11 protein-coding genes, 1 pseudogene and 1 riboswitch are annotated in these 13,542 nt (G+C 70.1%); of the genes and pseudogenes, 3 read left to right on the top strand and 9 right to left on the bottom strand.

Annotated features, from left to right (window positions below; translation table 11 throughout):
- Nucleotides 1-27: 27 nt before the first annotated feature.
- Together KXD96_RS14735 and KXD96_RS14730 are read right to left on the bottom strand one after the other, a co-directional pair.
- The gene (locus tag KXD96_RS14735) at nucleotides 28-831 is read right to left on the bottom strand and encodes an SDR family oxidoreductase (RefSeq protein ID WP_260736631.1); all 804 of its coding nucleotides are present in this window, start codon (nucleotides 829-831) and stop codon (nucleotides 28-30) included.
- A gap of 4 nt (nucleotides 832-835) precedes the next feature.
- Nucleotides 836-1,876 carry an SDR family NAD(P)-dependent oxidoreductase gene (locus tag KXD96_RS14730; protein WP_260736627.1) on the bottom strand — a complete coding sequence of 347 codons (1,041 nt, stop codon included), beginning with the start codon at nucleotides 1,874-1,876 and terminating at the stop codon, nucleotides 836-838.
- A gap of 256 nt (nucleotides 1,877-2,132) precedes the next feature.
- Between KXD96_RS14730 and KXD96_RS14725 the strand changes: the two are divergent.
- Nucleotides 2,133-2,327 (top strand): annotated as a pseudogene (locus tag KXD96_RS14725) (hypothetical protein); the annotation flags it as partial.
- 10 nt (nucleotides 2,328-2,337) lie between these two features.
- Nucleotides 2,338-3,099, top strand: a complete 762-nt coding sequence (locus KXD96_RS14720) for a class I SAM-dependent methyltransferase (protein WP_260736624.1) — start codon at nucleotides 2,338-2,340, stop codon at nucleotides 3,097-3,099.
- Here the strand turns inward: KXD96_RS14720 and KXD96_RS14715 are convergent, their stop codons facing one another.
- Together KXD96_RS14715 and lspA are read right to left on the bottom strand one after the other, a co-directional pair.
- Nucleotides 3,100-4,026, bottom strand: a complete 927-nt coding sequence (locus tag KXD96_RS14715; protein WP_260736622.1) for an RluA family pseudouridine synthase — start codon at nucleotides 4,024-4,026, stop codon at nucleotides 3,100-3,102.
- Nucleotides 4,023-4,634 (bottom strand): signal peptidase II, encoded by a 612-nt coding sequence (lspA, locus tag KXD96_RS14710; RefSeq protein ID WP_260736621.1) that lies wholly within the window; start codon nucleotides 4,632-4,634, stop codon nucleotides 4,023-4,025. Before lspA ends, KXD96_RS14715 begins: the two co-directional genes overlap by 4 nt.
- A gap of 70 nt (nucleotides 4,635-4,704) precedes the next feature.
- Between lspA and KXD96_RS14705 the strand changes: the two genes are divergently transcribed.
- On the top strand, nucleotides 4,705-5,631 hold the full coding sequence (locus KXD96_RS14705) for an asparaginase (RefSeq protein WP_260745386.1): 927 nt from the start codon (nucleotides 4,705-4,707) through the stop codon (nucleotides 5,629-5,631).
- On the opposite strand, the gene KXD96_RS14700 is transcribed toward KXD96_RS14705, so the two are convergent.
- The 5 genes from KXD96_RS14700 to KXD96_RS14680 form a co-directional block, all read right to left on the bottom strand.
- Complete coding sequence (locus KXD96_RS14700) at nucleotides 5,596-6,984, bottom strand: DNA polymerase IV (RefSeq protein WP_260745385.1); 1,389 nt, start codon at nucleotides 6,982-6,984, stop codon at nucleotides 5,596-5,598. The two genes, KXD96_RS14705 and KXD96_RS14700, sit on opposite strands and share 36 nt — an antisense overlap.
- Before the next feature lie 95 nt (nucleotides 6,985-7,079).
- On the bottom strand, nucleotides 7,080-7,943 hold the full coding sequence (locus tag KXD96_RS14695; protein ID WP_260736611.1) for a hypothetical protein: 864 nt from the start codon (nucleotides 7,941-7,943) through the stop codon (nucleotides 7,080-7,082).
- Nucleotides 7,944-8,036: 93 nt separating this feature from the next.
- Nucleotides 8,037-11,162: an isoleucine--tRNA ligase gene (gene ileS / locus KXD96_RS14690; RefSeq protein WP_260736610.1), complete on the bottom strand. Its 3,126-nt coding sequence runs from the start codon at nucleotides 11,160-11,162 to the stop codon at nucleotides 8,037-8,039.
- A gap of 309 nt (nucleotides 11,163-11,471) precedes the next feature.
- Nucleotides 11,472-11,711 carry an Rv1535 family protein gene (locus KXD96_RS14685; protein ID WP_260736608.1) on the bottom strand — a complete coding sequence of 80 codons (240 nt, stop codon included), beginning with the start codon at nucleotides 11,709-11,711 and terminating at the stop codon, nucleotides 11,472-11,474.
- Nucleotides 11,712-12,001: 290 nt separating this feature from the next.
- Nucleotides 12,002-12,172, bottom strand: a riboswitch (M-box (ykoK) riboswitch).
- A gap of 214 nt (nucleotides 12,173-12,386) precedes the next feature.
- Entirely contained in the window at nucleotides 12,387-13,511 is a 1,125-nt protein-coding gene (locus KXD96_RS14680) for a nitronate monooxygenase family protein (RefSeq protein WP_260736603.1), read from the bottom strand.
- Between the last annotated feature and the right edge of the window lie 31 nt (nucleotides 13,512-13,542).

Raw genomic sequence — 13,542 nt, 5'->3', positions numbered from 1 at the left:
CGTTGCCGCAGGCGCCGTCACGCAAGCTCAGCGGTTGGGTCCCCCGCGGAAGCGGTTGCCGATCCGGATCCCGGGCAGCAGCAGGCTGCGCGGCGCGAACCTGCCGCCGGCGCTGACGACCTTGGGCACCACGCCGGGCACCACGGTGCGCCGGCCGGCCAGCATCCCGCCGATCGCCGCCTCGGCGACGTCGCCCGGCGAGACCTGCGCGATGGGAATGCTGAACCGCTCGGCGTTGGCGATCTCGGCCCATTCGGTCGGCACCGGCCCCGGGCACAGGCACGTGACCGACACCCCCGTCCCGTGCAGCTCCTCGTGCACGGCCTCGGAGAACGTCTGCACGAACGCCTTGGTCGCCGAATAGACCGCCATGTAGGGCACCGGCTGAAAACCGGCGATCGACGCGATGTTCAGCACCGCGCCTGCGCCGCGTTCCACCATGCCGGGCAGGGCCGCGTGGGTGAGTTCCATCAGCGTCAGTGCGTTGAGGGTGACCTCCTCGCTTTCGCGCTCGCGCGGCAACTCGTGGAAGACCCCGCTGGTGCCGAAACCGGCGCTGTTGCACAGGCCGGCGATCGGCTCGGCGAGCAGCCTGTCCGCCAACTGCGAGCGGCCCTTGGGATCGCCGAGGTCCAGCGGCAGCACCTCTACCGCGACCGAGTATTCCCGGCCCACCTCGTTGGCGAGTTCGTCGAGGCGTTCCCGGCGCCGAGCGACCAGCAGCAGCGGGAAGCCGCGGCGGGCCAGCCCGCGAGCCAGTTTGGCGCCGATGCCGGACGACGCGCCGGTGATGACGACGGTGGTGTCAATGTCGGGCTTCGGAAGGCTCATGATGTCACCAATGTATCCCGCGGGTCGCCCGCACGAACGTCTCGCTGCGTTTATCGAATTGCGGTGACTCGCTTGCCGATTCGTCGCCCCTGGCGGCGTCCGAGTCCCCGAACATGGCGAACGCGCGGTTGCGCACCCGGTCCATCACCGCCGGGTTGACGGCGTCGGCGACGGCGGCAAACTGCCCGAACGGCGAACTGGCCCGCCGGGGCCGGTGCACGATCGCGTCGGCGATCACCCCGGCCGCCTGATCCGGCGTCAGCGCCGGGAACTTGTCGTAGAGGGTGGTCGGGCTGATCATCGGGGTGCGCACCAGGGCCATGTGCACGGTGGTGAACTTCACGCCGTCGTCGACGGTCTCGGCCTGCAGGGAATCACACAGGCTGTCCAGCGCGGCCTTGCTGGCGATGTAGGCGCCGAAGCGCGGCGCGCGGGTCTGCACGCCGACCGAGGAGACGTTGATGATGTGCCCGAAGCCGCGCTCCCGCATCCCCGGGACGAATTTGAGGATGAGCTGGACCGCGCCCAGGTAGTTCAGTTGCATGGTGCGCTGATAGTCGTGGATCCGGTCGTAGGACAGCTCCAGCGAACGGCGGATCGACCGGCCCGCGTTGTTGATCAGGATGTCGACGCCCCCGAGGTCGCCCAGCACCCGATCGGCCATCGCTGCGATCGCGTCCATGTCGGACAGGTCGCACGGGTAGACGTGGGCGGTGCCGCCGTCGCCCTCGATCTCGTCCGCCACCTTCTCCAGGTTCTCCCGGGTGCGCGCGACCAGCGCCACCGCGCCGCCCGCTTCGGCGATCCGCTTCGCGGTGGCCTCCCCGATGCCCGACGATCCCCCGGTGATCAGGACGGTCTTGCCGCCGACGGCCTCGTCGAGCGTGCGGCCCTGCACGGCGTCGAGCAGGTTCCTCAGATAGAACGGCCGGTAGCGTCCGGCCGAGTTGGGGGTATTGACGAGATGGGACACCGCCGCGATCGGCTTCTCCACCAAGTTCGCGAGTGGCTTCTCGACCAAGTTCGTTATGTCACCGAGATTCATCGGCTTTCGCTCCTGATGACGTCGGCCCCCGGACCGCAACTGGCCCGCCCGTTGACCACGACCGCCTTGTGGGGCTGTGTGAATGATGTGACGTGAGTCATAAAACCAACCTAGGTCATCGATCGCCCGGGCCGGTGCGGATTTCGGGCAAGTGAAAGCGCGCCGCGCGTCCCACGCCGCGGCGACGCCACGGTCACGAGTGGGCAATCCGCTTGTTACGCAAAGACATCCGTGCGTAACGGCGAACTAACCGGGCTTCAACGTGGTGGCCGGTCACCTGTCCGACGCGCTCGCCGCGCCCGGCGTCCCCGCCGAAACGGTCACCGAGATCATCGGCGCGGTCGCGCCGCTGGCCCCCGAGATCGCGACCGGTGAGGGCGACAAGCCGCCGTCTGATCGGTCCGCCGGGATTGCCATGACCGGCGTGTCGCGCGGCGCGCACGGTGCCTAGCATGCTCGGCATGGGTCGCACGTTCGACGACCTCGTGGCGGAGGCCGACGCCGCCCCCGTCGAGGGCTGGGACTTTTCCTGGCTGGACGGGCGCGCCACCGAAGAGCGCCCCTCGTGGGGTTACCAGCGCCAGATGAGCCGACGGCTGGCGAGCGTGTCGGCCGCGTGCGACATCGACACCGGGGGTGGCGAGGTGCTCGCGGGTGCCGAGCGGTTTCCGCCCACCATGGCCGCGACGGAATCATGGCCGCCCAACGCGGCCCTGGCCACCCAGCGCCTGCATCCCCGGGGCGTGGTGCTCGTGGTGACCACCGCGGACGAGCCGCGGCTGCCGTTCGCCGATGCGGCGTTCGACCTGGTGACCAGCCGCCATCCCATCGCGGCGCGGTGGCCCGAGATCGCCCGGGTGCTGCGGCCGGGCGGCACCTACTTCGCCCAGCAGATCGGGCCGGCGACGATGGCCGAGCTGGTCGAATACTTCATCGGGCCACAGCCGGAGAAATGGGCCGAACTGCACCCCGACGCCCAGCGCGCCCAGGCCGAGGCCGCCGGGATGCGCGTCGTCGACCTCCGCATGGAGCGTACGCGGGCCGAGTTCTTCGACATCGGTGCCGTTATCTACTTCCTGCGCAAGGTGATTTGGACGGTGCCGGGCTTCACGGTCGACGCCTATCGGGAGCGGCTGCGCGAACTGCACGAGCGCATCGAGGCCGACGGGCCCTTCGTCGCGCACTCGACGCGGGTCCTGGTCGAGGCCCGCAAGCCGGGGTGATCAGCCCTCGGCGCGCAGCACGTCCAGCGCGTGCTGCAGATCGGCCGGGTAGGGGCTGACGATCTCCATCCGCCTGCCGTCCGCCGGATGGGCGAACGACAGCGAGCGGGCGTGCAGCCATTGTCGTTTCAGCCCAAGCCTTTTCGCGAGTTTTGGATCGGCCCCGTAGACGAGGTCGCCGCAGCAGGGGTGATGCAGCGCGGCAAAGTGCACCCGGATCTGGTGTGTGCGACCGGTTTCCAGGTGCACGTCGAGCAGGCTTGCCGCGTGAAAGGCTTCGATGGTGTCGTAGTGGGTGAGGCTATGCCGGCCATCCTTGGTGACGGCGAACTTCCACTCGCCACCGCGGTGCCGCCCGATCGGCGCGTCGATCGTCCCGCTGGACGGGTCCGGATGCCCCTGCACCAGCGCGTGATAGCGCTTGTCGACCAGGCGCTGTTTGAACGCCCGCTTGAGCACCGTGTAGGCGCGCTCGGAGAGCGCCACCACCATCACCCCGGAGGTGCCGACGTCGAGGCGGTGCACGATGCCCTGCCGCTCGGGCACGCCGGATGTGGTGATGCGGTAACCGGCGGCGGCCAGGCCGCCGAGCACCGTCGGTCCCGTCCAGCCCACCGACGCGTGCGCGGCCACCGCCGCGGGTTTGTCCACCGCGACGATGTCGTCGTCGGAATACAGGATCGTCATGCCCTCGATGTCCACGGGCGTGTTCTCCACCGGCGCCGGCGCTTCGGGCAGTCGGACGTGCAGCCACGCGCCGCCGGTCAGCCGGTCGGACTTGCCCGCCCGCACGCCGTCGAGTTCCACCCCGCCGTCTTCGGCCAGCGCCGCGGCGGCGCTGCGGGACAGTCCCAGCAGGCGTGCCAGCCCCGCGTCCACGCGCATGCCCGCCAGCCCCTCCGGGACCGGCATGGAACGTTCGGTCAACGCTGGTCGGCCTTGCGTCGGCTTTCGGTGTCCCCGTCGGCCTTACGCCGACCTACGGTGTCGAAGTCGTAGCCGAAGACCGACAGCACCACGAGCAGGATGGCGCCGCCCACCACCGAGGGGTCGGCGACGTTGAACACCGGCCACCAGCCGACCGACAAGAAGTCCACGACATGGCCGCGCAGCGGCCCGGGCGCCCGGAAGAAGCGGTCGACCAGGTTGCCCATGGCGCCGCCCAGGATCATCCCCAGCCCGACCGCCCACCAGGGCGACACCAGGCGCCGCCCCATCCAGAAGATGCCGACCACCACGCCGGTCGCGATCAGCGTCAGCACCCAGGTGTAACCGGTCGCCATCGAGAACGCGGCACCGGAATTGCGCACCAGCGTCCAGGTCACCGTGTCGCCGATGATCGGCACCGGCTGACCGGGGGGCAGCAGTTTGACGGCGAGCACCTTGGTGACGACGTCGAGGGCCAAGACGATCGCCGCCACCGACAGCAGCAGGCGCAGCCGCCTGGGCGGGCGCTGCGGGTCGGTGGCCGCGGCGTCCTCAGCCTTGTCGGTTGAGGTCACGGGCTTACTCGATCCGGTGGGTTCCTCGGGCACTCTGACATCATCCCCCAATGCGGACGCGGGCCGGCCGATGTTCGCCGTCGGCGTGCGCGATGATCTCACCATGGGCCGGCTCACCGTCATCGCCACCGGAGGCACGATATCGACCGCCACCGGCGCGGACGGCGTGCACCGGCCCGCTTACGGCGCGGCCGACCTGGCCTCCGGTCTCGACGTGGACGTCGTCGACGTGCTGGCATTGGACAGCTCCCAGCTGGTGCCTGCCGATTGGGACCGGATGCGCGGCGCCGTGCGGGCGGCGATCGACGGCGGCGCCGACGGCGTGGTGGTCACCCACGGCACCGACACCATGGAGGAGAGCGCGTTGTGGCTCGAGCTCACCCATGCGGGGGACGTCCCGGTGGTGCTCACCGGGGCCATGCGCAGCGCCGACGCCCCCGACGCCGACGGTCCGGTCAACCTGCGCGCGGCCCTCGAAGTGGCGGGCAGCCCCGGCGCCCGGGGGCTGGGCGTCCTGGTGTGCATGGCCGGCCGGGTGCTGCAGCCGTTGGGCTTGAGCAAGGTGGCGACCAACGACCTGAGCGGCTTCGCCGGAGAGCTGATCGGCACCGTGCGCGGCGGTGTCACGCTGGCCGGCACCAAGACGCGACCCCAGCTCGGCGAGCTGAGCGCCGCGGACGCGCCGCGGGTCGACATCGTCGCCGCGTACCTGGGCAGCGACGGGGTGGCGATGGACGCCTGCGTGGCCGCCGGGGCGCGGGGCGTGGTGCTCGAGGCGCTGGGTTCGGGCAACGCCGGCGACGCGGTGGTCGACGCGGTGGCCCGGCATTGCCGGGCCGGAATCGCCGTCGCGGTGTCCACCCGCGTCCCGGGCGGCCGGGTCGGCGCCAGCTACGGGCCCGGGCACGAGATGGTGGCCGCCGGCGCGGTGATGGTGCCCAAACTGCGACCGCCTCAGGCCCGGGTGCTGGTGATGGCCGCGCTGGCCGCGAAGCTACCGGTCGCCGACGTCATCGCCCGGTGGGGCTGACGGGGCGTTGTCCTGCAGCGCGCCCACGTAGTCCGGCCAGTCCAGGGAATCGACCGGGTTCGCTTTGGTCAGCTCGGCGGTGTCGGCGGGAAACGTCCGCGCCGGGCCGGGGCCCGAGCTGCGGGTCTCGAACCGCGCCGTGACGACGCCGTGGCCCGCGCCCTGCACCCAGCCGTGTCCGAGCTCGCGGTGCGCTATGTCGTCTCCCACCCGCCATCCCGCGTCGGGCGCCGGGGCGAACATGGCCTCGGTCGCGGTCGCCACAGTTTCCGCGGGGTGGTCCTCCGCCTCCCCCGCCAGGTCCAGGTCGGGGAACAGCGACTCCTGGCGGACATCGCTCAACCCCGAAAACCCAACGCCGAGAAGGCGAATCGGCCCAATCTCGCGAGGGTCGAGCAGCAGCCGCCGGGCCACGGCGATCAGCGCGCCCACCTCGGTCGTCGCATAGGGCAGCGTGGCCGAACGGGTCAGCGTGCTCATGTCGGACTTCTTCAGTTTCACCGTGACGGTGCGGGCGCCGCGGCCGTCGCGCAGCAGGCGTTGATGTGCGTGCTCGGCGATCGGGTCGATCGCGTCCCGCAGCTGCTCCAGGGTGGTCAGGTCGACGGCGAAGGTGGACTCCGAGCTGATCTGCTTGGCTTCGGCGCGCTCGGCGACGGGGCGGTCGTCGATGCCGCGGGCCAGGCGGTGCAGCGCGGGCCCGATGGTCGCGCCCAGGATGTTCGCGGCCTCGGCGTCGGTCAGCGCGGCCAGCTGGCCGATCGTCTCGATGCCGAGCCGATTGAGCTTCTCCTCGGCGACCGGACCGATGCCCCACAGCCGCCGCACCGGCAGCCCGTCGAGCAGCGCCCGCTCGTCGGCGCGCCGGACCACCCGGACGCCGTCGGGTTTGGCCAGGCCGGACGCGATCTTGGCGATCTGCTTGCCCGAGCCGGCACCGACCGAGGCGATCAGGCCCGTCTCGTCGCGGACCCGTCGCCGCAGGTCCTCGCAGAACGCCTCGACCTCCTCGGCGGACGCGCCCGCGAGGTGGGGCGGTTCGCCGAAGCCCTCGTCGAAGGACAGCTGCTCGACGACGGGCACCACGGCGCGCACGGTGTCGAAGACCCGCCGGCTGGCCACCCCGTACACCACGCCGCGCGGCGGCAACACCACCGCGGTCACCCCAACCAGGCGGCGGGCCTGGTGCATCGGCATAGCCGAGCGGGCCCCGAACACGCGGGCCTCGTAGCTGGCCCCGGCCACCACGCCCCGGCCGCCCAGGCCGCCGACCAGCACCGGACGCCCCCGCAGGGTCGGCCGGGTGAGTTGTTCGACCGAGGCGAAGAACGCATCCATGTCCAGGTGCAGCACCCAACGGGACTCCACACTCCGAAACCTAACGGCCTCGAAAGTGCAACTGCCGACGGCCCTACCCGAGAAACGCGTCGCGAGTTGCACTCTCGCGGTCAAACGCAGCAGCCCGCCGCGCTCAACGCCGCACGAACCCGCGCGATCAAGACGTCCGGCCGGTTGCGCAGCAGGTCGGCGCTGACCCGGACGATGCGCCAGCCGCGACGTTCCAGCTCGGCGATCCGGTCGATGTCCCTGGCGCGGACGCGCGGGTCGGTCCAGTGTTGCGTGCCGTCGTATTCCACGCCGACGCACCATTCCTCCCAGCCCAGGTCGATCCGCGCCAGCACGGCACCCCACTCGTTGCGCACGACGATCTGAGTTCGCGGCCTGGGCAATCCCGCGGCGACGATCGCAAGCCTCGTTCTGGTCTCCTGCGGTGACTCCGCGCCCGCGTCGACCAGCGGCAGCACGCGTCGCAACTGTTCCAGCCCGCGCGCACCGCGATGGGCCTTGATCAGCGGCTCCACAGCGTCAGCACGAAGACCCGTCGCCCTGGCCAACGAATCGATCGCGACCACGGCGGACAGCAGCTTTCCCCGTCGCCCCAAGTCGAAGGCCGTGCGCGCGGGCGACGTCACCGGCACTCCTTTGACCTCCAGCGCCTCGCCGGCCAACAGCGACTCGTTCCGGGTGACGATCAACGGCGGCGGTCGTTTGCGGTCGCTGATGAGTTCGGCGGGCGCCAGCGGATCGACCCATTCCGCGCCGAGCAGCGCGGCCGCGGAATTGCCGGCGACAACCGCCTTCTTCCCCGACCACAGCCACGCAGCCACCGCCCTGTCGCTCGCGGTGAGCGGGCTGTCCCGCCGCTGATAGACGTTGCGATAGATCCGCGCGCACGATCGCCGCAGCTCACGTTCCGTGACGGCGCCGGATCCGACCGCCTCGGTGCCGACGAATGGTCCCCCCGTTCCCATGGCCGCACAGTGCCACGGCGCTCCGACACGCCGCGAGAGTGCAACTACCGACGCCCCGACTCGAGAAACGCGTCGCCAGTTGCACTCTCGCGGTCAGACCTTGGCGATGCTGACCCGCACACCGTCGCCGATGTCGGCGCCGTCGGCCGGTTCCCCGAATTCGAAGCTGGTGGCCAGGATCTCCCCGGCGATCAGGTCGGCATGGGTGCGCGCCCAGTCGGCCCGCTCGGCCGGCACCGACATCACCACGGAGATCCGGTCGGACACGTCCAGCCCGGTCGACTTGCGCAGCTCCTGCAGTTCGCGGATGCGGTCCTTGGCCCAGCCCTCGGCCTCCAGCTCGGGGGTCACCGTGCCGTCCAGCACCACCAGGCCGGCTTCATCGGGCAGCGCCGCGGTGAACTCCGGGTCGGCGGCGACCAGCCGGGAGCTGTACTCCTCGGGTTGCAGCACCGCGGGTCCCGCGGTCAGGGTCCCATCGGGGTTGACGACGCCCTCGCCCGCCTTGACGGCCTTGATGGCCGCCTGCACGTCCTTGCCCAGCCGCGGCCCGGCCACCCGGGCGTTGACGGTGAGCTCGAAGGAGCCGTAGGTGTCGATCGCGTCGGTCAGCTCCACGGCCTTGACGTTGAGCTCGTCGGCGATCAGGTCGGTGAACGGCTCCAGCCGTCGCGGATCGTCCACGGCCACGGTCAATTTCGGCAGCGGCAGGCGCACCCGCAGTTTCTTGGCCTTGCGCAGGGACGACGCGGCCGAGCACACTTCGCGGACCTGGTCCATGGCGGCGACCAGGTCGGGGTCGGCGGGCAGCGCCTCGGCGTCGGGCCAGTCGGTCAGGTGCACCGAACGCCCGCCGGTGAGGCCGCGCCAGATGATCTCGGTGACCGACGGCAGCAGCGGCGCGGCGAGCCTCGACGTCACCTCCAGCACGGTGTGCAGGGTGTCGATGGCGTCGGCGTCTTCCTCCCAGAACCGCGAACGGGACCGTCGCACATACCAATTCGTCAACGCCTCGGTGAACTGGCGCAGGTGTTCGCAGGCCCTGGAAATGTCGCAGGTGTCCATCTCGCGGGTGAGGTTCTCGCGCAGTTCGGCGAGCTTGGCCAGGATGTAGCGGTCCAGCACCTGCGGCGAATCGGTGCGCCAGGAACCGACTTTCGGCGCGTAGAGGGCCAGGAAGCTGTAGGCGTTCCACAACGGCAGCAGGACCTGGCGCACGCCGTCGCGGATGCCCTGCTCGGTGACGATCAGGTTGCCGCCGCGCAGGATCGGCGAGGCCATCAAGAACCACCGCATGGCGTCGGAGCCGTCGCGGTCGAACACCTCCGACACGTCCGGGTAGTTGCGCAGCGACTTGCTCATCTTCTGACCGTCGGAACCCAGCACGATCCCGTGCGCGACACAGGTTTTGAACGCCGGGCGGTCGAACAGCGCGGTGGCCAGCACGTGCAGCGTGTAGAACCAGCCGCGGGTCTGCCCGATGTATTCGACGATGAAGTCGCCCGGATAGTGCCCGTCGAACCAGTCCCGATTCTCGAACGGGTAGTGCACCTGCGCATAGGGCATCGACCCCGAGTCGAACCACACGTCGAGCACGTCGGGGATGCGCCGCATGGTGCTGCGGCCGGTCGGGTCGTCGGGGTTGGGGCGGGTCAGCTCGTCGATGTAGGGCCGGTGCAGGTTGGTGGGCCGCACCCCGAAGTCGCGCTCCAGCTCGTCGAGGCTGCCGTAGACGTCGATGCGCGGGTAGTCCGGGTCGTCGGACTTCCACACCGGAATGGGGGTGCCCCAGTAGCGGTTTCGCGAGATCGACCAGTCCCGCGCGCCGGCCAGCCACTTGCCGAACTGGCCGTCCTTGACGTGTTCGGGGTACCAGGTGATCTGCTGGTTGAGTTCGACCATGCGGTCGCGAAATGCGGTGACCGCGACGAACCACGACGACACCGCCCGGTAGATCAACGGGTTGCGGCAGCGCCAGCAGTGCGGGTAGGGGTGCTCGTAGGTCTCGTGGCGCAGCAGCACCGCGCCGTTGGCCGCCGCCGGGCCGGTCTGGTTCTTCAGGGCGCGGATGATGTTCGGGTTCGCGTCGAAGACGTGCTGCCCCCGGTAATCCGGGACGCTGGCGTCGAAGCGGCCCTTGGAATCGACCGGCGTGACCGGCACGATGCCCGCCTTCTCGGTGGTCGCCATGTCGTCCTCGCCGTAGGCCGGCGCCATGTGCACGATGCCGGTGCCGTCCTCGGTGGTGACGAAATCGCCGGGCAGCACCCGAAAAGCCTTGGGGCTGTCCATGAAATACGGGAACGGCGGCAGGTAGCGCGTGCCGAGCAACTCCGCCCCGCGGTAGGTCCCCAGCACCTCGGGCTTCTCGCCCAACTCGCGGGCGTAGGCGGCCAGCCTCGGCTGCGCCAGCACGAAGCGATGGTCGCCGGCCTGGACCTCGACGTAGCTGACGTCGGGGTTGACCGCGACCGCCAGGTTCGACGGCAGGGTCCACGGTGTCGTCGTCCACACCAGCAGGTGCGCCCCGTCCAGCGGGCCGCCGACCACCTTGAATCCGACCGTCAGAGCCGGGTCCTGGCGGCTCTGGTAGACGTCGTCGTCCATCCGCAATTCGTGGTTGGACAGCGGGGTTTCGTCTCGCCAGCAGTACGGCAGGACGCGGTAGCCCTCGTACGCCAAACCCTTGTCCCAGAGCTGCTTGAACGCCCAGATCACCGACTCCATGTAGGGCAGATCGAGCGTCTTGTAGTCGTTGTCGAAATCGACCCAGCGGGCCTGGCGGGTGACGTACGCCTGCCACTCGTCGGTGTAGCGCAACACCGAGGCGCGGCACGCGTCGTTGAACGCGGCGATCCCCATGTCGTCGATCTGCGACTTGTCGTTGATGCCCAGCTGGCGCTCGACCTCGAGTTCGGCGGGCAACCCGTGGGTGTCCCAGCCGAACCGGCGCTCCACCTTGTAGCCGCGCATGGTGCGGTACCGCGGGACGATGTCCTTGACGTAGCCGGTGAGCAGGTGCCCGTAGTGCGGCAACCCGTTGGCGAACGGCGGGCCGTCGTAGAAGACGTATTCTTCGGCGCCGTCGCGGCGGGCGACGCTGGCCCGGAAGGTGTCGTCGCGGGCCCAGTAGTCGAGGACCTCGAGTTCGAGGGCCGGGAAGTCGGGAGCCGCGCCGGCCGGCTTCGGGTAGGCCTTGACGTCGGTATTCTCGGTCACGATGCGCGTCGTCTCCTGTGGCCGTCCTGCTCAGGCCGGGGACGACGACGCGCACGGTGCGCGAGCGCCGCGGTACCACCCCGCTTGCCACGCCGTCGCGTGGCCGCTCATTGGAGGCTGTGACGGGCCCACCCGTTCGGTTCTACTGAGCCAGGCCGGCTGTTCTTCCGAAGGCTCCCCGGTGATGGCCGGATCGACGCCAATAGCCCGATTCTACTCAGGCGGGGCACTCCAAGGGGCTACCTGGCCTCAGGAAACACCTGCGGCCGGGTAGCCCCTTGGGGCCTCGGTTGGTCGCTGTCCATCGGATCAGGCCGTAACTTCGAGCACGCCGGCCCGCAGCAGCGCGGCGTACAGGTGGCGCAGCGGAATGCTCAACAGCCGGGTGGCGCCCTCCACCAGCGGGTCGCCGGGGAGAACGGGCTGCGGCTTGGCCTGGCGGGTCGCCTTCTTGGCGGCCGGGGCCTGGGTCGTCTGGACGTCGCGCACCACCTTCAGGGTGCGGGCGGGCGCTACGGTTATCACTTCGTCGTGCAGAGCTGCGGTCATGGTCGCCTCCTAGGCGGGATTTCTGACAGGGACTGATTGGACTGACGCATCCCGTCCCGTAGCGGTTCCGATCCGGAGAACGCTTGGCCGACAAGCCACTTGGCGTTGCGACGCCTCAGCTGAGAACGTCATGCCGGAGGCCGGATGGGGACGAGGCGGAGCTCGGACTTCGGTCCGGACTGTCGCTGGAACTCATGTGTCCCTCACCTCCTCGCGGTCACGGCGCATGCGGTCATCCGCACGCCATTTGTGCGCAGCATGAGGAGCAGAAACCCGACGACCGTCGGAGATCCGCACCCCTCTCGTCAGAGCTTCGGCACCACACGACGTGTCCGGGTTCTCCGGAAGCCACCTGGGCTCAACCCTTAAGCCGGGAGGAGCTGTCCTGACCCGGGGCGTCTTTCGACGTTCGGGGTCAGTGGCCTGTATTCGTGTAGACGCCTCACCTAACGAGGTGCTTACTCGACCGATAATGCACGACCGGTCCGACAGGGTCAAACCCCTCGGCGGCAATGTCGGGCAATCTTTACGGCTTTCCGGGGGGAGCCCACCGGATTTCGTTAGGGCCAGGCCCCTGACCTGGGCATATGGCTCACCGGTCGGCACCGATTGTTCATCTGGTGTTTGCCGAATCCGGCGGTGCGGGCCGTCAAAATCCTTGCGGCCGAGAGCGTGTCACTGCTCGACCAGGCCCTCCAGCCGCCCGATGGTGTCGATGAACTCCTCGACCATGTCGAGCACCACCGTTCGCGTGGGTCGGACCCGGTCCAGCGAGCCGACCACCTGGCCGACGAAGTAGGTGGCCAGCTCGCGCGCCTTGGCTCCGGGGTGCGCGGCCGCGGTGTTGATGCGCACCTGCGGCTCGGCGACCAGCGCGGTCTGCAACGGCATACCGAGCGGGTCGGGCTTTTCCGGCCGGTCCCATTCGTCGGTCCAGGCCGTACGCAGCATCCGCGCCGGCTTGCCCGTCATCGAGCGCGACCGCACGGTGTCCGAGGAGGTGGCGGCCAGGAACTTGTCCTTGACCACCGGCGGCGTCTCGGCTTCTTCGGTGGTCAGCCACACCGACCCGCACCACACGCCTTCGGCGCCGAGCGCCAGGGCCGCCGCGATCTGGCGGCCGCGGGCGATGCCGCCGGCGGCGAGAACGGGGACCGGCGCCACGGCATCTACCACCTCGGGCACCAGGACCATGGTGGCGACCTCGCCGGTGTGGCCCCCGGCCTCGGTGCCCTGCGCGACGATCAGGTCGACCCCCGTGGCCGCGTGCCGTTGGGCGTGGCGCGTGGTGCCGGCCAACGCGGCCACCAGGACGTCGCGGCCGTGGGCGCGTTCGACGAGGTCCGCCGGGGGTGGCCCGAGCGCGCTGGCGATCAGCCGGATGCGGTGGGCGAACGCCACGTCCAGCAGCGGCTCGTAGCCCTTGGGCGAGATGTTGAGCGCGCCGGCGGAGGCGCGCAGCTCCTGCGCCGGGGCGGTGATCCCGTAGCGGGCGAGGATGTCGTCGACGAACGCGCGGTGCTCCTCGGGCAGCAGCGTCCGCACCCGTGCGGCGTCGATGCCGCCTTCGTCCGCGCCGACGTACTTGGGCGGCAGCAGCAGGTCCACCCCGAATGGCTTGCCGCCCGTCTGCTCCTCGATCCAGGCGAGTTCGTTGTCCAGTCGCTGGGGACTGTGCGCCACCGCGCCGAGGACGCCGAACCCGCCCGCATTGGTCACCGCGGCCACCACGTCACGGCAGTGGCTGAACGCGCAGATGGGGAACTCGACACCGAGCATCTCGGCGACTCTGGTACGCATTGCCCGACGCTAAAGAGCTACTGATTGATAT

The organism is Mycobacterium sp. SMC-2, assembly GCF_025263485.1.
In the GTDB taxonomy this organism is placed as follows: Bacteria; Actinomycetota; Actinomycetes; order Mycobacteriales; family Mycobacteriaceae; genus Mycobacterium.
This window is presented reverse-complemented; position numbering and strand designations above follow the sequence as displayed.

Coding starts and splice junctions, on each gene's coding strand:
- KXD96_RS14735 (WP_260736631.1), bottom strand. CDS start 831: ATGAGCCTTCCGAAGCCCGACATTGACACCACCGTCGTCATCACCGGC.
- KXD96_RS14705 (WP_260745386.1), top strand. CDS start 4,705: ATGGGCCGGCTCACCGTCATCGCCACCGGAGGCACGATATCGACCGCC.
- KXD96_RS14685 (WP_260736608.1), bottom strand. CDS start 11,711: ATGACCGCAGCTCTGCACGACGAAGTGATAACCGTAGCGCCCGCCCGC.
- KXD96_RS14730 (WP_260736627.1), bottom strand. CDS start 1,876: ATGAATCTCGGTGACATAACGAACTTGGTCGAGAAGCCACTCGCGAAC.
- KXD96_RS14680 (WP_260736603.1), bottom strand. CDS start 13,511: ATGCGTACCAGAGTCGCCGAGATGCTCGGTGTCGAGTTCCCCATCTGC.
- KXD96_RS14720 (WP_260736624.1), top strand. CDS start 2,338: ATGGGTCGCACGTTCGACGACCTCGTGGCGGAGGCCGACGCCGCCCCC.
- KXD96_RS14695 (WP_260736611.1), bottom strand. CDS start 7,943: ATGGGAACGGGGGGACCATTCGTCGGCACCGAGGCGGTCGGATCCGGC.